Genomic DNA, 16,099 nt, shown 5'->3' on the forward strand with positions numbered 1-16,099 from the left:
TGGTGATTAGAAGCTGTTGATTGCAGGTAGAAACGGGCGTGGTAGCTAATCACGCCCGTTTCTGCGGTTATATGCCGCCTAAACTATGTAGCCCTGCATCTGTATTGTACAGAAGTTTTGTATAAATATAAAATTAGTGAGCGTTACAGGTAATCTTGCGTGAAAGATTATGAATAATTGATATCTCGACATAATTTGTTCATGCAAGATGTATTATTAACTTAAACAAATGGAGAAGTATTATGCGTGATGATGAAGAGGATTATTCGAAAAAAGTGCCGTATGGATTCGAAGATTTATTTCCTGAGTGTTTTGAAAATGAGCCTGCAATAGAAAATAACTTGCAAAATAAAGCGCGCTCACAAAGTGTAAATCCTTTCTTGAATATTAACACCCCTGCCGTTAAAGATGATGTAAAATCGAATAAAAAGTCTAAAAAGAAAGAGAGTATTCAGGTTAAAGCAATTACATATTTAAAAACACTGAAATATTTTAACTATAAGAACTCAGTGTATTATGTAAAAGTTATTGAATCTGGAGTTGAAAAGTATCTGGATGTTGCAAGCGGTGATTTTGAAGCGTTTATTTTAGAAAGTTATATGGCTGATCCATCTGGGCCAATAAGCATGATGAACTTGAAATCAATTATGATTGTTATAAGAAGTTATGCAAAGAATAATTCTTTACCAATTCAAAGTATTACAAGGTTTGGAGTTATTAATGGTGAACTTGTTTGGAATTTAGGTTTTCAAAATAGGAGTTGTGTTATTATTAATGGGCATTCAGTAAAAATTGGTTCTCCAGGTGATGTGTTGTTGGTATGCAATGAAAAGACAAGGCCGATTGAAAAGATAGAATATTCATCATCTGGAATTAGTTCCTGTGAAATGTTCCTTGATTTGTTCGGAATTACTTCAAGTATTGAACGCCACTGGATCTTGATGACGTTGGTTAGCTACTTATTTGCAGAAATTCCTACACCTATTCTGTATTTGCATGGCCCTGCTGGAAGTGGAAAGACTACTCTTGCCAATGCATTAAAGTCGATATTTGATCCTGGTGTTGGAGAATTTCTTCATAATAACGCACTTGATTTAGCACTGACTCTTGATCGTTCTGGAATAGTATTATTTGATAACTTCTCGTCATTGAGTAACTCAATTTCTGATCAATTTTGTCTTTCATATTCTAACGGATATTACACAAAAAAGAAAAATTATTCTGATACTGAAACTATTGAAATATCGATGAAGTGTCCATTAATTTTGACTTCAGTTTCAATTCCAAGGCTCAATGGTGATTTTAAAGCTCGTTGCGCGTTCATTAAAATCGAACCTAAGCAGGTTTTGAAGTCTGAACTCGAAATTAGATCTGATCTGGAACTTCTTTTGCCATGTGTGCGCGGTGAATTGTGTAATCTGGCGAGTATTATTTTGAAGAATTATCATAAGTTTCAACCATTAGGTATCAAACGTCATGCTGATTTTGACTTGCTCGGACAAGCATATTTTGAAGCAATTGGTTTTTCTAGTGATATTTATCGGCAGTTTTTAGAAGCTTTAACAACTTCCGAATCATCTGATATGATAAAGCGGTCAGATCCTCTCAATGATTTGCTTACCCTGCTGAATACTCACCATATTTGCGCATTCACAATGAGTGAACTGTTTAATTACTTATTGGCTACATCAGATGATACTAGTAATTACCCTATTAATTCAGCAAATTTTGCCAAATTGATTAAGAATAATTTAGCATTACTTTATAGTGCAGGTTTATTAATTCTTTGTGGAACTAAGAAGGCGAATGGTCATCAGTATATTGCCGTTAATCTCGCAACTGTTGTAGATCGTACCTCACTGATTTTAAATTATGATCTTGAACGCTTGAAAATTGATCCATCGTATGTTTCTGAAGTATTCCCACTGATTAAAGCGGCTCAAACGCTTAGCTTGGGAATCCCAACTGATCTGTTTTAATGGATTTGATTTCTCCTTTTCTCCAATAAAATATTCTTTTTGATTACTACAATAATTATTATATTTTAGGTGAGGTGATTGGTAGAGCTTGATCCATGTAACTGGAGCTTGAACACCAGTAATTTTTAAAAAAACTTATTAATTATAATTTATAATTTTTTATAAACTATAATATATAAAGTATTTTTAAAATTATTGGTGGTATTCGTGCCGTTCAAGCGTAAGATACAGGTTATCAAGCATGTTCAAGAAATTCCAATTAAATTCCAATTTGTAATGATATTATTAAATTTACATAAAGAAATTTTCATTTATAAGGAGGAGCGAAATACAAAATACATCAAGATACAATTAAAGTTGATTTCATTTTGATTCAAATAATATAGATATTTTAGTTAAATATTAATTAACGGCAAGGGCAGTGGTCAAGTAAAATTGGCTGCTGCTCTTGTTTATGGAGGTTCAAGTTGAATTTAGCAATGCAATTGTGGAAGCTACAATTCATAGCAAGGAATTCAAAGTTGTTCAGAAAGATTGTAGTTGAAATTATAGTCACCATCTTGAAGAGTAGGATTTAATCAAAGAGTGTTCACGCACTCTTTTTTATTGCTTAAATATACAGATATTCTTCATTAAAATAATCTTAATGGAGGATAGTATGAGTAAGAAATCATCTGATTCAAGTGTTGATAAGGTTAAGAAGCAGGAATCAAAGTATGATGCAAATGTGTTGCGGGATTTGATTCGGAACGGCAAAACCGCTTCGGAAATCATGCTGGCAATGGATATTGGTCATAAGCAGATTCTGAAGCATCACGTTTTGAAACTGATCGCTACGGATAAGGAGTTCTACGAAGTACCTGGGCTGTATGACAAGAATCGCCGCAAGGCCTTCGTGAATAGCCGTGGTGAAATCCGATTGAGGATGCCCAATATTGATTTCAAAGGCATGCCCCTGAAGCCTGAAACCGAGTTTGATGTGGTGGTGGAAGATAATAAGATCATCCTGATTCATCTCGGATTGGAAACGAAACCAGTTTCGCAAGATGCTTCTACTGAGCTTAGCGAGTAAGGCAATGAGCCACCTCTGAAAATGGGGTGGCTTTTTCATTTTAAGCAAGCGGAATTGCTTAAAAATGGAACGACCGATTTGTACCAGAATCGGACATTCAAATGTTTGACGGGTTGAAATCAAATAAATTCAGCCTGTTATATGGAGTTCCAAGGGAAACCCTATTCCTGTCCCCAAAATGAATGTCCAAATTCTTGGACTTTTCATAACGAAACGTAAATTGGAGTACATGATCATGAAGGTGCAGCCAATTACTGATCTGAAGGATATTAAGCGCATCAAGCGATTGTTGTCATCAAATCCGAGAAATATGTTGCTATTTATAATGGGTATCAACGCAGGATTACGAGTTCAAGATATTTTGGCATTGCGTGTGAGTGATGTTGAAAATGCTGTAGTTGGAGATCGTGTAACTGTGTTGGAAAAGAAGACGAAGAAAGAAAATGTGCTCATCATTAACCAGGAAATTTATGATGCCGTGCAACGATACCTGACCTTTCATAAGAAGCGTGTTCCGAGTGAGTTCCTGTTTAAGAGCCGGAAAGGTTGGAACTACCCGCTGAGCACATATGCTGTGACGCACATGGTTCAGGGCTGGTGCGATGAAATCAATCTGGCCGGCAATTACGGTGCTCATACCCTTCGTAAGACGTGGTGCTACCAGCAACGAAAGCTCTATGGTGTATCGTGGGAGTTACTCGCGAAAAGGATGAACCATTCGAACCCCGCAGTTACTCGGAGGTACTTGGGCATCCAAGCCGAGGAAGTAGAGGAAGTGTTGCTCAATGCTATTTGATCAAAAATATTTTCAGGGCCTCAGTGCCTCCGTGTAATGAGGCTTGATCCAGAAAGTGTATGAGGTGATGAAGCTGTGTATGAATATCTGTAACTAGCTGAAAACAAAGAGACAAAGTTTGCCATATTTTCATGGGGGTGCTATGTTCTCTTCAACCCTTCGTGTTGGAGGTAAACTTGTCTAGTAAATTTGGAGTGAAAATTATGTCGGTTCATCAACGCAACGATGGTCACTGGATTGTTGTTTTCAAAAGTGTCGATGGCAAGCGCAAGGAACGTTCTTTTGAGTGTGGCCCGGATGCTGAAGCCTCCGCAAAAGTTTTTGACGAGGCTATGCGCTCTCGTGATATAGTTCCCGTCGCTCCTTTACGCGCTGAACTGAAAACATCAGGGGCGACTTCCTAGGAGGCACTATGAGTGTTTACGAGCGTGATGGCCGGTGGGGCTGCGCTTACAAAGGGCCAGATAACAAACGGCACGATAAATCCTTCGGGTACGGCCCCAGTGCTGAAGCCGCTGCTTATGCTTTTGACGCGGCGATGAAGTCCCGCGCCTTGGTTCCATTTGTCCAACAGCCCATTGGCCCTGTGCTGAGGCAAGCTGTTGATAGCTATCTAGACCACCTGCGTGCTCAAGGTAAAAGCCAGTCGCACATCAGCAATGTGCAGTACATGGCGACAAGCCTGCTTTACAAGCACTTTGGGCCGTTGATGCCACTTGATATGATCAACTATTCTGACGGGATAGTTCCATTTATTAACCATATGCGGTCAATTCCAAGCAGCAGAACAGGTGCAGTACGTTCACAAGCAAGCGTTAATCGGTATTGTTGTTTTCTGAGGACTATCTTCAACTATGCTGTGGCAAATGGTCTGATGGCTCAAAATCCGATGACTCAGTGGCACAAAACGAAGGAACCGCCGAGGCAGTTTCAGATCACGCTTGAGGATGTTGCTAGGATCATGAAGCATGCCGATGTTCATGTGAGATGGGCAATCGAAGTGTGCTTTAACCTTGGTGTGCGTTCGGGCGACTCAGAGCTGCTCTCGCTGCGCTGGATCGATGTGGATTGGGAGCGGAAGCAGGTGCGGGTGTATGGCAGGAAAACTAAAACCTACCGGGTCATCCCGGTAAAAGATGCTTTCCTTGAGCGGTTGAGGAAAATGCGGGCTATCAGCCTGACAGAATTCATCATTGAATACCGTGGCAAGCGGGTTAATCGGATTCAGAAAGCGTTCAGAATGGCTTGTCGCAGAGCAGGGATTGAACATTCCGTTCGAATGTACGACCTGAGGCATATGTTTGCAACATTCATGTTGTCAAACGGAGCAGACCTTGCCGCTGTATCAAAGCTCCTGGGCCACTCCAGCGTAACAATGACCGCCAACGTGTATTACCAATACCTTGAGGGCGAGAAGGAACGGGCAGTGGCACTGTTACCAGAACTTCCGCCTCTTGGGCAGTCGATAGTTCCGCAGCCTTCACTTTAGCGAAAGCTGGTCGATATATGGCCCTGGACGATTAAGTTCAGGGCCATCTTCTGGATTAAATAATTTCAACATATTAGCGAGCTAGAATTTTTATCGCCTCTTGAGCACAGGGATGCGATGAAGAGCTTATTTTTTTTGCCAGCAGTTCACAGCGTTGCTTGTCATTCTTGGAGTCGTGTTTTCCATGAACAGCAACTATCGTATTATTTTTTCCGAGCTTGAAGGTACATGAAATGTCTTTTGCTTGAGCCTGACTCCAGTTTGCTATGACTTCAGAATCGTTTCCTTTGTTTACATAAACCTCAAATTGATCAGGGCCTTCCTTCCACATCGACTCAGTCATGCCGCTTGGGCTGCACTGAGTCCCCGCATGTGAAGCAGCAGGACAACAGATTAATGCCAGAAGTAACAATGCCAAGGACGTTAAATTCATATGACCTCCTTAAATTTGCAGTAAAATATGCCTTGATATAGTTTTTTACAAATAGTTTTTGATGCACATTAGATGAATAAAATATAGTAAAATGATATTATATTGCATTGTTCTAATCTCAGAGGTATCTCAAATTCATAAAATTACTACAGGAGATTAGCATGAAGAAATTCCTTTTTGTTCTTTCTCGTGGCCCTGAAGATTCAACACGCGCAGTGCGTTGTTTCCAATTTGCGAAAATTGCGGCAGAGAAGGGTCATGATGTAACGGTTTTCTTGGTGGACGATGCTGTTTACCTTGCTAATCTCGGCATGTCTGAGCGAGTCAAATGCCCCACTGGTGATGAATTGCTGCCGTATATGAAGGTCGTCCAAGAAAAAGGGAAGATCCTCGTCTGTAAACCTTGCGCAGCCACTCGCATGATCGGTGAAGATGATTTGCCCTCTGGGTTCTTCATCAGCACGGGTGTGACGTTGATAGAGCTTGCAGAAGAAGCTCAGGTGTTCTCATTCTAATCGGATCCATCGGCATAGATCGAAAGGTGGCCTTGGGCGATTAAGTTCAGGGTCATTTTTTTTGTATGAACGCAGGTGAGCAGTTTTTAACGCCAAAAATGATGCAGCTGATGTTCCATGAAAAGAACGCCAAAAACGCCAAAGTGTACACCAAATACGCCAAACAATTCACCAAAAACACCAAAAGATACGCCAAAAACGCCAAAGTGTATGTGGCGTGATTGGTGCGAGCCACATGAACTTGTATGAGCGTATAAATAATGTATAAGTATTTGTAATGATTATAAATAAGGTTGATTTTTTGGGAGCAGGAAGTCGAAGGTTCGAATCCTTTCGCTCCGACCATATACCCAAGAAAAAGGGATAGTTAGGTGAAAACCCGACTATCCCTTTCTTGCGTTGAATGGGATCGCCAAAAGTGGCGTGTGGTAGAATTTCTGGAAAAATTCATGTAACTATATGATATATATTTAAAAATATAGCGCCACATGGCCATAACTTAAAAAGTTGCATCAACGATACAAACGCTTGCGGACATGGGGGCGATTGGTGCGTGATTTGGTGCGGGGGCAGGTGCTGTAGCAGTGAGTGCGGCCTAATAGCAGGGATATCGGTAGTAATCATTGCTTGTTGAGTTACTATAGGTGTTTTGGGGGAGCCCCAGGATGCCTGACTTGGTTGAAAATTTTTGAGCGTTAATTGTTGAATTTAATACGTGCAGTCTATATGTTAGGTATAGGCTGTCTTTCGCATTTCAAGTTCTATTGAGGGGGGGCACTATGAGCTTTTCTGCGGGTGATCATCTCAGGATTCAATGTGTTGGATATACTCACCATGGCTTGTATGTTGGAAATGGAATGGTAATTCACAAAAATAGAAACGGAGTCGAATTTTCCACGGAAGAAGAATTTTCTGAAGGTGCAAGCATAAGCGTTGTCCAGCATATGAGACAAAGTGTTTTTACTAATGAAGAAGCTATTAGTCGCGCTGAATCTCGTATTGGTGAAGATTCATATAATGTTTTTTTTGATAATTGTGAGCATTTTGTAATGTGGTGCAAGTTTGGTGTTGAAGAAAGCAAGCAGGTTAGAGCGGCCAGTGCAATGGCTTTTCATGCGATGAGTGCTGCTTGGAGAGAGTATCAGGCAGGGAAAATTCCAGAGTCAGTATTAAAGTTTTTTGTTCAAAATCCAGGTGCGGTACAGCGGCTTATTACGCTGAACAGCACGACAAACGCAGTATCTGGGGCGCTGTTGTCGGCGCTCACTTCTCTTGGGTTTACGGCTGAAGCTACAACCGGAGGAGTGCTGACCTCGGGAGTGGTTGGAGGCGCCATTGGTACAGCTGCAAGCGTTGCCGCAACATCATCGGCAACATCCACCGCTGTGGGGTTAAGTGCAGGACTTGCAGTCGGAAGTGCTGCTGCTGTTGGAACATCTGTTGTAGCGGGGACATCCGTCGTAGCGGGCGTTACTGCAGTAGGTGCAGCAAGCGTGGCAAGTGTCGTTGTGGCCCCAATTGCTGTAGCCGCTGGAGTTGGCTACTGTGCGAAAAAGCTTTTTGATTTGCTCACAGACTAACTATGTGATTTTTTGTGTGCTCTGCTGGTGTGTATTGCTATGGTCTGCGCGGGCAGGGGCTGTGGTCCCTTTTGAGCTAAACAAGGTTTCTTTTGGTGTTCGTAACCTAAGACCGCGCAGAAATGGGCGGTCTTTTTATTGTGGTTTAGCCAGTTGAGCGCACTTGTGCGCGAAGCAGAGAATCGCCCGCTATGTGGGTGGAAATAAAGTGTTATACACAAAAAAACACCCTTCCTGTACGATGAAGTTGTTCAAGCCCATCGTAACATTTAAAGGAGGGTGTTTTTATTATGGGAACCAAGGCCCAAAGCTTAGCTCACACAAAGTGGCTGTGCACGTATCATATCGTGCTCACGCCTGTATCGTCGGAAAATAATATTTGTTCAGTTGCGCGATAGTATAAAAGAAAATTTTGCAGAGTCTTTGTAAGTACAAAGGAGTAGATATTCTGGAAGGTCGCTTAATGCCATCTCGGGCAAAGGTGGCGGCCTGAACGTGTATGCCCCATCTTTGAGGTAGGGCTGCCCAAAGTGGAGATTTGCAGATTTTTTAAATTCCAAACTGTTAGATATCAATTTAAATTTATCGCGAATTATCACCAGGGTCGAAAAAAATGCAGTAACTCAATGGTGTGCTAGTATTCGATAATTTGTACAGCCTTTTGTGTGTTAACTGATGCTTTTGTGATAAATAATGTAAAATTGCCTTTTTTATATAAAAGGTGTCTATGAAGTTCACGAATCGTAATGCTTAACTGTTTATTTATATGAATCTCATCATGATATTTTATGAGAAAAATTTTTATGACCAGCATAAATATTTATTAAAATCCTCCGATCTATTATTGATGGAATATGCATGGTTCAAAGCTTCTGAATATATGTTTTAATGAGCATGACGGAGGGAATGTTATGGGAAAAATTTCTACAATGCAGAAACTTTTTGGTTTGTGTTTGCTGCTCTCGCTATTCCCAGTTGCAATAGGTGGATACGCGGTAAGAAGTTTGCAAAAACTTACGTTTGATTTAAACACGCTATATAATGTGCATATGAAAGGGTTAGATCAAACACGTGCGTTAAATATAACTGTTTTGCGTATTGTGCGAGATGAGAAGAATCTAATCATAAGCGACGATGAACAAGAGATAGAAAAGTATTTGCAAATTTTGAATAACGAATACAAAGAGTACAACAGTATTCTACAGGATTTGCCAAACTATTTCGTTACAACACGTGGCTATGAACTGCTTGCAAGCATTAATGCTGCTGCGAAAGAGTGGCGCGCTGCCCATGATCGGGTGGTTGAGCTGGGAAGGAATGTTGACCCGGCCGCCAATAAAGAAGCGCAAAAGCTTTCGTCTACCCTCGGCAATGACAAACAACGCGCTCTTGCCCAAACAATCCAGACAATTGTTGACTCCAAAATCAATACTGCCAAACGGCTTAATGATTCCAGTGCGGCCATGTACCAGCAGGCGTTTTGGATTACAGTGGCAGGCATTGCCATGTCGGTGCTTGTAGGGCTGTGCGCAGGGTATTTTCTCGCACGAAATATGCTGCGTCAGCTTGGCGACGAGCCTGCTTCCCTTTCTGATCTTGCACTTGATATTGCCGGTGGAAACTTGAACGCGGAGTTTAATCCCCGCCGGTCAGAGATTGGCGTGTTTGGGGCCATGAAGCAGATGGTTGCCACACTGAAGTCAAAGATTGCCGAAGCCGATCAAAAGAGCCTCGAGGCCAAGGAAGAGTCAGAGCGAGCCCAAAAAGCGACGGTAGAAGCTGAAGAAGCCAGAAAGCAAGCTGAACGCGCCAAGGCCGAGGGCATGCTTCAGGCTGCGCAGCAGCTTGAGGGGGTTGTCCAGGTCGTATCCTCTGCTTCAGAAGAACTTTCCACGCAAATTGAACAATCCAGTCGTGGGGCAGATGAACAGTCTAGCCGTGTGCGCGAAACCGCAACCGCCATGGAAGAAATGAACGCCACAGTTCTGGAAGTTGCACGCAATGCCCAACAGGCTGCTGACATTTCTCATCAGGCGCGGCAGCAGGCCCAGGAAGGCTCTAAAATTGTCACTGATGCCGTTAAAAGTATTGAATCTGTTCACTCCCAATCCATTGCCATTAAGGAAGACATGGATGCTTTGGGTAAGCAGGCCGAAGGTATCGGGCAGATTATGGGTGTGATTGCCGATATTGCTGATCAAACAAACCTGCTGGCTCTGAACGCCGCCATCGAAGCCGCTCGTGCAGGTGATGCCGGGCGTGGATTTGCTGTGGTTGCCGATGAAGTGCGCAAGCTTGCTGAAAAGACCATGACCGCTACCCAAGAGGTGGGGCAGGCCATCACAGGTATTCAGGAAGGTACGCGCAAGAATATCCACAACGTGGAGGTGACTGGTGTGTCCATTGAAGAAGCCGCAAGGCTTTCAGTCACGTCTGGTGAATCGCTCAAGCAGATTCTGAAATTTGTCAACATGGTCAACGACCAGGTTCAGTCCATTGCAACGGCTAGTGAGCAGCAATCCGCAGCAAGCGAAGAGATCAATCATTCTGTGGAACAGGTAGCAACCATTTCGTCTGAAACTGCTCAGGCAATGGATCAGGCATCAAGGGCTGTGGCTGACCTTGCGCAGCAGTCCCAAGCATTACAGCGCCTCATAGTTGAAATGAAGAAGGGATAACCCCCCTCAGCCCGTGTATTCAAAAGGCCGCTCAGGAATATGGGCGGTCTTTTTGTTTGATGATCTGGCTCTATGTGGACTTTACGTCACCCGAAGAGGCTCAGTTGCCTGTGGGCCTGCTTTTCTTCAAGAGTTTTCATATATTGAAAAATCGGCTCAGGCTCATGCATGATGCCATGCTGCAAACAGTAATGGCGGGAAAAGTCCATCAGGTATTTGTTGTTTGGACTGCTCAGTATGTATTGCGTGCCATAGGCCCGGATGTATTTTTCCTTCATTCCGGGAAAGTGCCGATCAAGCTGGCTATAGAAGTATTGCCGGTTCCCCTGGCGAAGCGTCATTCCCATGCCAAAATTAATGATGCCGCGCACATTTGCCTCGGCGCAGTACTCCAGAATCCCCGCGATATTTTCTTTTGTATCATTGATGAAGGGGAGTATGGGGCAAAGCCATACCACAGTCGGTATCCCTGCATCGCGCAAGCGAAGCAGCACGTTAAAGCGCTCCTTTGTGGTGCTTACGTTCGGTTCCAGCTTTTTGCACAAATCTTCATTGTGTGTGGTCAGGGTTATCTGAACAACGCATTTGGTCTTTTCATGAATTTTTTGCAACAGGTCGAGATCGCGCAGTATCCGATCTGACTTTGTGATCACGGTAAAGCCAAAGCCATGCTCATGTATCAGCGACAAGGCCTTTCTGACATTTCCGATTTCCATTTCTGCCGGAATGTATGGATCTGTCATGGAGCCTGTGCCAATCATGCACTTTTTGCGTTTGCGCTGAAGTGCGTTATCAAGCAGCTCTATGGCGTTTTCCTTTACTTCTATATCTTCAAACTCATGCTCCATGCCATAGCAAGCGCTGCGCGAATCGCAGTAAATACATCCATGCGAACATCCGCGATAGATATTCATGCCGTTTTTAGCGGATAAAATTTCCTTTGCTTTCACAAAATGCATCTGTTTGTTCCCGTCTGACTGCTGTGCAACGCAGCTGTTATTGTCTTGACGCGTCGCGCAGTTCTTACCATATGCGCCAGCTATCCCATCTGTCGGTTTTTTCTTCGCTGGTGTGGCGGGCGAGTGCCGCAGAGTTCGTCTTTTGGGCTCATCTACTGGCCCGCAGGCCCGTTGCTGAAGGATTTGACAAGCGGTTTTTCATTGCTGTCGCGTACCGTTGCTGGTGGGTTCTGTCTGTCCACTGGAGTCAGACGAAAAAGTTGTCCTCGCGAGGTGGTCTCGGCATACCCCTGAAAAACCGTGCCCGCGCGTTGCGCATTGCCTTTTAAGTCAAGGGCGAGGCTGGTTTCTTGATTGGTGAGAGTGTAAAATTCTTCCTTTGCAATGACCTTCCAACGCTGATTTCTGCCGCCGTGCCAAGGGAATATGATGATAGGAACGCCATTGTATTTTTTGCTTTCAGATGAATCCAACACCATTGCCAGCCTGGGTGCAATAATTTTGTAGAAGTCGTTGCCAAGGTGCTCAAAGCGCCATATGCCCGCCTGTTCGTTCTGTCCAAGTGTAACCCGCTCCCTCACTGTCATACCGCTGGAAACTACTGCCAGATTGCTGTCTGCCATCTGAACAAGGTAGTCGCCATCCGCAATTATAGCGGCAAGGGCGGTTTGCGGAAAAATAAGGCACAAGGTCAGCAGAATAATCAGCCTGGAGTATGCGGCCATGCCTGAAGCCTTTTTTATGGCTTTCTGCGTGTTCTTCATAGGGTCTCATTACTGGGCAAGGTGCCGTTGTGTGTGGCTGCCTTTAACAAGGAAGAGGGCAAATAGGCAGATCATATAATAACCAGCATTGGATGCTGTAAATATCTATTGGTTTTTTAACTCAGTTTTAATTGGCGGGTCTAGATGTTTGTTTAGATGCCACCACGTTCTACTGCTTTGTAAATAGCTATACGCACGCTTTCGGTGATGCCGTAAGTAAGCTATCGTAACAATTTTGTTCTAATTGAAAAAATAACTTATTCTTTACTGCATGTTGTTGCTGAAAAATATTTGTCAATTTTTTCTTGAGGTAGTTTATTCAAGGCAAAATTTTTATAGTAACTATGGGAGAATTGTATGAGTTCATATAATACAGGGTAATTGAATAAGGATGGTGTGCAAGTGTTGTGTTTGCAAACATGGCTGCAGTGAATGCTTGGAAATTTTTTTTTGGATAGCCGATACTTTCAGATTAGTTATATTGCAAAAAGAATTGGGTTTATAATCAATAAAACTTTTTTATTAATTTATCATTTTTTATTAAAAAAGATAATCATTTTAAAATGCATTTTTATATAAGATATATTTTTTAAAAAATCTCCCTAAACGTATATTAATGGTTGCCGAATATATAGTGATGTCGATTTTTGTGGAGGCAGGCGAATGGCTTAGTTTTTATGATCCACGCATAACAAGGAAGGAACGAACATGTCTAAAATTTCAACTATGCAAAAATTGTTTGGGTTAAGTTTGTTGCTTTCAATATTTACCGTTCTCGTAGGGGCCTTTGGTGTAATGGAGTTAAGCAATATATCTGATGATGTAGATGAGCTGTATTCTGTTCATATGCGAGGGCTTGATATCGCGCGATCAATAAACATCAGCGTGCTGCGCATTGTCCGTGATGAAAAAAATCTTATCATAAGCAAAACTGCAGAGGAAAGCCAAAAACAGATTAAATCCCTTGCAGATGAATACGCAGTTCTAGATAGTTACCTTAAAGAAATACAAAAATATTTTATTTCAGCAGAGGGGCAAAAGCTCCTTTCAAAAATGTCTGGCGTGATAAAAGAGTGGCAGAATATTCACAATAAAACAGTTGAATTAGGAAAATCCACAGACCCGGCCATGAAGGCCAGGGCGCAAGAAATATCATCAACCACTGGCAGAGAAAAAACGCAGAATCTTGCAGCAATAATTCAAGATGTTGTTGATACAAAGATTGATTATGCCCAGAAGGTCAGCCTGCAAAGCAAGGCGGATTACATACTCGCCAGAAATATTACGGTGGGGGGAGTTGTGCTGTCCTTGCTGTTGGGGCTTGGGCTGGGATACATGCTTGCCCGCAATATGCTGCGCCAGCTGGGCGATGAGCCCGCATCACTTGCCGATCTTGCCCTTCGCATTGCTGGCGGCGACCTGAACGCCCAGTTTAATCCCCACCGGGGTGAAATAGGCGTTTTTGGCGCTATGAAGCAAATGGTTGCGACCCTCAAGGGGAAAATAGCCGAGGCCGATCAAAAAAGTCAGGAAGCCAGGGAAGAATCTGAACGCGCCCAGCAGGCCACCCTGGAAGCGGAAGCCGCGCGAAAGCAGGCGGAACGAGCCAAGGCTGAGGGCATGTTGCAGGCGGCCCGGCAGCTTGAGGGCGTTGTTGAAATAGTTACCTCCGCATCAGAGGAGTTGTCCGCCCAGATTGAACAGTCCAGCCGTGGCGCGGACGAACAGTCGAGCCGTGTTCGCGAAACAGCTACGGCTATGGAAGAAATGAACGCCACCGTGCTTGAAGTGGCAAAAAATGCGCAGCAGGCGGCGGACGTTTCCAGTCAGGCACAGAAGCAGGCTCTTGAAGGCGCAAAAATCGTCAGTGATGCCGTCAAGAGCATTGAATCGGTGCATAACCAATCGCTTTCCATCATGGACGATATGAACGCTCTGGGCCAGCAGGCAGAAGGTATCGGCCAGATCATGAGCGTTATAGCCGATATTGCCGACCAGACAAACCTTCTGGCGCTCAACGCCGCCATTGAAGCGGCTCGTGCCGGTGATGCCGGGCGCGGATTTGCCGTGGTTGCCGACGAAGTGCGCAAGCTTGCAGAAAAAACCATGTCCGCGACCCAGGAAGTGGGGCAGGCCATCAGCGGTATTCAGGAAGGCACAAAAAAGAATATTGATAATGTGGATAAGTCTGCAGAATCCATCGAAGAAGCCACACAACTTTCAATCCGTTCCGGTGACTCGCTGAAGCAGATTCTGGAGCACGTGCATATGGTCAACGATCAGGTGCAGTCCATAGCCACGGCCAGCGAACAGCAGTCGGCAGCCAGCGAGGAAATCAATCATTCGGTAGAACAGGTTGCCACAATCTCGTCAGAAACTGCGCAGGCCATGGAGCAGGCGGCAAAGGCCGTGGCGGATTTGGCGGAGCAGTCGCAGGTACTTCAGGGGCTTATCCGCGACATGAAAAGTCAGGGGTAGTGAGATATTCTGGCAGAAGGCCGCTCAGCTTGCGCGGTCTTCTGCCCCGGCACGGGATATGGGGTGCTACATCATTTCATTGAGGCCTTGCAGATGGATTTTTGATCCAGCCACAAGCAGCACATCGCCCGCCTGAACTACCGTGTCAGCCCTGGTTTTTTGCAAAATGGGGCTGCCCTGGCCTTTTATGGCGAGGATGATAACATCATGCGATCTGGTCAGGGCGGCTTCCGCCAAGCTTTTGCCCACAAGGGGCGATGTGTCCGAAACCAGAAATTCATCGAGCAGCACTTCATCGTTGGTGTTGCTGCGGTGCATGAAGGATTCCACCAGGGGCCGCTGGATGGCCTGGGCGATGGACTGTCCGCCGATCATGTGCGGCAGTATGACGCGGTTGGCCCCTGCGGTTTTGAGCTTGCTGATGTGGCGGTTGTCGCTGGCGCGTGAAACAATGTAGAGATCGGGGTTCATGGCCCGGGCAGAGAGCACCACGTACACGTTGGCGGGGTCGTTGGACATGGAAGCCACAAGAGCCTTTGCCCTGTCGAGCCCAACACGCATCATCACGCTGTCTGATGTTGCATCGCCAAGCACAAGAAAATAGCCCGCGCTCTCGATTTCTTCTGCCTTTTTGTCATCGGTTTCAACCACAACCACGTCAACGCCGTCCGCTGCCAGTTCAGCGGCCACTACCCGGCCCACCAAACCGAAACCGCACAAAACGCAATGGCCCGAAAGTGCCGCAATTGCCTTGTCCACTCTGCGCCTCCGCATCATTTGAAAAACGCGCCCTTCTGAAGCCAATTGCACAAAATAACCAATGAGAAGCGCAAAATAGACTACGCCAGAAATAATGACAGCACTTGTAAGCAGTTTTCCCTGCTCGCTCAAGGGGTGTATTTCGCCGAATCCAATTGTTGAAAGGGTAATAAGCACCATGTAAAAACCGTCAAATAGCGACCAACCTTCAACATATTTATACCCAAGGCTGCCAAGTATAAATATAATAAAGAGTACTGTGCCGTTAATCATTAACGGCCAGAATATGCCCATGCGCTGCCTGACGCGCAATAATCTTATGTAGAGCTTCTTTTTCAATCCTTGCTCCATTGGTGAGCAGCCAAGCGCATCTTGCTGAGCAGCTTGCTGTCGCAAATGCAATCACGCCATCGCGGCAAGTATGTTTGATTTGCTGGTTGTGCTAAGTGATTTACGAGCGAATCCTCCAGAATTCAACAAAATATGGAGCAGATTTGAAATATTTTTATCCTTTCATGAAATGTCCAGGAAAAGCCCAGTATAGCGTATTTCTGAAAAATTGTTTGGAGTGCTTGGTCTGCGGATAGAAATTTTTTT

Annotated in this window: 14 protein-coding genes and 1 pseudogene; 11 read left to right on the forward strand and 4 right to left on the reverse strand. The window is 44.2% G+C overall.

Features of this window, described 5'->3' with window-relative positions:
- The first annotated feature begins 242 nt into the window (after nt 1-242).
- The 5 genes from JMF94_RS03650 to JMF94_RS03670 all read left to right on the forward strand — a co-directional run bounded on the left by JMF94_RS03650 (nt 243) and on the right by JMF94_RS03670 (nt 5,336).
- Entirely contained in the window at nt 243-1,979 is a 1,737-nt protein-coding gene (locus JMF94_RS03650) for a hypothetical protein (RefSeq protein WP_240823824.1), read from the forward strand.
- 658 nt (nt 1,980-2,637) lie between these two features.
- Nucleotides 2,638-3,051, forward strand: a complete 414-nt coding sequence (locus JMF94_RS03655; protein ID WP_240823825.1) for a hypothetical protein — start codon at nt 2,638-2,640, stop codon at nt 3,049-3,051.
- Nucleotides 3,052-3,286: 235 nt separating this feature from the next.
- Complete coding sequence (locus JMF94_RS03660) at nt 3,287-3,847, forward strand: tyrosine-type recombinase/integrase (RefSeq protein WP_240824202.1); 561 nt, start codon at nt 3,287-3,289, stop codon at nt 3,845-3,847.
- Between the two features lie 176 nt (nt 3,848-4,023).
- Entirely contained in the window at nt 4,024-4,251 is a 228-nt protein-coding gene (locus JMF94_RS03665) for a hypothetical protein (protein WP_240823826.1), read from the forward strand.
- A gap of 8 nt (nt 4,252-4,259) precedes the next feature.
- Nucleotides 4,260-5,336, forward strand: a complete 1,077-nt coding sequence (locus JMF94_RS03670) for a site-specific integrase (protein ID WP_240823827.1) — start codon at nt 4,260-4,262, stop codon at nt 5,334-5,336.
- Nucleotides 5,337-5,409: 73 nt separating this feature from the next.
- Here the strand turns inward: JMF94_RS03670 and JMF94_RS03675 are convergent, their stop codons facing one another.
- A complete protein-coding gene (locus JMF94_RS03675) occupies nt 5,410-5,769 on the reverse strand; it encodes a hypothetical protein (protein ID WP_240823828.1) in 360 nt (119 codons plus the stop codon).
- A 161-nt stretch (nt 5,770-5,930) separates the two neighbouring features.
- Here JMF94_RS03675 and JMF94_RS03680 point away from each other — a divergent pair, with 161 nt between their 5' ends.
- The 5 genes and pseudogenes from JMF94_RS03680 to JMF94_RS03700 all read left to right on the forward strand — a co-directional run bounded on the left by JMF94_RS03680 (nt 5,931) and on the right by JMF94_RS03700 (nt 10,542).
- The gene (locus JMF94_RS03680) at nt 5,931-6,284 is read left to right on the forward strand and encodes a DsrE family protein (protein WP_240823829.1); all 354 of its coding nucleotides are present in this window, start codon (nt 5,931-5,933) and stop codon (nt 6,282-6,284) included.
- A 65-nt stretch (nt 6,285-6,349) separates the two neighbouring features.
- Entirely contained in the window at nt 6,350-6,505 is a 156-nt protein-coding gene (locus JMF94_RS03685; RefSeq protein ID WP_240823830.1) for a hypothetical protein, read from the forward strand.
- A gap of 558 nt (nt 6,506-7,063) precedes the next feature.
- The gene (locus JMF94_RS03690; protein ID WP_240823831.1) at nt 7,064-7,864 is read left to right on the forward strand and encodes a lecithin retinol acyltransferase family protein; all 801 of its coding nucleotides are present in this window, start codon (nt 7,064-7,066) and stop codon (nt 7,862-7,864) included.
- Nucleotides 7,865-8,154: 290 nt separating this feature from the next.
- Nucleotides 8,155-8,333: pseudogene (locus tag JMF94_RS03695) on the forward strand (transposase); the annotation flags it as partial.
- 442 nt (nt 8,334-8,775) lie between these two features.
- On the forward strand, nt 8,776-10,542 hold the full coding sequence (locus tag JMF94_RS03700; RefSeq protein ID WP_240823832.1) for a methyl-accepting chemotaxis protein: 1,767 nt from the start codon (nt 8,776-8,778) through the stop codon (nt 10,540-10,542).
- A gap of 86 nt (nt 10,543-10,628) precedes the next feature.
- On the opposite strand, the gene JMF94_RS03705 is transcribed toward JMF94_RS03700, so the two are convergent.
- A complete protein-coding gene (locus JMF94_RS03705) occupies nt 10,629-11,501 on the reverse strand; it encodes a radical SAM protein (protein ID WP_240823833.1) in 873 nt (290 codons plus the stop codon).
- A 152-nt stretch (nt 11,502-11,653) separates the two neighbouring features.
- Nucleotides 11,654-12,265, reverse strand: coding sequence for an RICIN domain-containing protein (locus tag JMF94_RS03710; protein WP_240823834.1), 612 nt, complete (start codon nt 12,263-12,265; stop codon nt 11,654-11,656).
- Between the two features lie 726 nt (nt 12,266-12,991).
- On the opposite strand from JMF94_RS03710, the gene JMF94_RS03715 reads away from it, so the two are divergent.
- Nucleotides 12,992-14,743 carry a methyl-accepting chemotaxis protein gene (locus tag JMF94_RS03715; protein WP_240824203.1) on the forward strand — a complete coding sequence of 584 codons (1,752 nt, stop codon included), beginning with the start codon at nt 12,992-12,994 and terminating at the stop codon, nt 14,741-14,743.
- 66 nt (nt 14,744-14,809) lie between these two features.
- Here the strand turns inward: JMF94_RS03715 and JMF94_RS03720 are convergent, their stop codons facing one another.
- Nucleotides 14,810-15,502 carry a TrkA family potassium uptake protein gene (locus JMF94_RS03720; protein ID WP_240823835.1) on the reverse strand — a complete coding sequence of 231 codons (693 nt, stop codon included), beginning with the start codon at nt 15,500-15,502 and terminating at the stop codon, nt 14,810-14,812.
- Between the last annotated feature and the right edge of the window lie 597 nt (nt 15,503-16,099).

The organism is Desulfovibrio sp. UIB00 (assembly GCF_022508225.1).
Lineage (GTDB): Bacteria > Desulfobacterota > Desulfovibrionia > Desulfovibrionales > Desulfovibrionaceae > Desulfovibrio.

Bases quoted from the DNA above. Each gene is read 5' to 3' on its own strand.
- JMF94_RS03655 (WP_240823825.1), top strand. From the start codon at position 2,638: ATGAGTAAGAAATCATCTGATTCAAGTGTTGATAAGGTTAAGAAGCAG.
- JMF94_RS03670 (WP_240823827.1), top strand. From the start codon at position 4,260: ATGAGTGTTTACGAGCGTGATGGCCGGTGGGGCTGCGCTTACAAAGGG.
- JMF94_RS03700 (WP_240823832.1), top strand. From the start codon at position 8,776: ATGGGAAAAATTTCTACAATGCAGAAACTTTTTGGTTTGTGTTTGCTG.
- JMF94_RS03675 (WP_240823828.1), bottom strand. From the start codon at position 5,769: ATGAATTTAACGTCCTTGGCATTGTTACTTCTGGCATTAATCTGTTGT.
- JMF94_RS03705 (WP_240823833.1), bottom strand. From the start codon at position 11,501: ATGCATTTTGTGAAAGCAAAGGAAATTTTATCCGCTAAAAACGGCATG.
- JMF94_RS03715 (WP_240824203.1), top strand. From the start codon at position 12,992: ATGCAAAAATTGTTTGGGTTAAGTTTGTTGCTTTCAATATTTACCGTT.
- JMF94_RS03650 (WP_240823824.1), top strand. From the start codon at position 243: ATGCGTGATGATGAAGAGGATTATTCGAAAAAAGTGCCGTATGGATTC.
- JMF94_RS03690 (WP_240823831.1), top strand. From the start codon at position 7,064: ATGAGCTTTTCTGCGGGTGATCATCTCAGGATTCAATGTGTTGGATAT.
- JMF94_RS03660 (WP_240824202.1), top strand. From the start codon at position 3,287: ATGAAGGTGCAGCCAATTACTGATCTGAAGGATATTAAGCGCATCAAG.
- JMF94_RS03710 (WP_240823834.1), bottom strand. From the start codon at position 12,265: ATGAAGAACACGCAGAAAGCCATAAAAAAGGCTTCAGGCATGGCCGCA.
- JMF94_RS03685 (WP_240823830.1), top strand. From the start codon at position 6,350: ATGAACGCAGGTGAGCAGTTTTTAACGCCAAAAATGATGCAGCTGATG.
- JMF94_RS03680 (WP_240823829.1), top strand. From the start codon at position 5,931: ATGAAGAAATTCCTTTTTGTTCTTTCTCGTGGCCCTGAAGATTCAACA.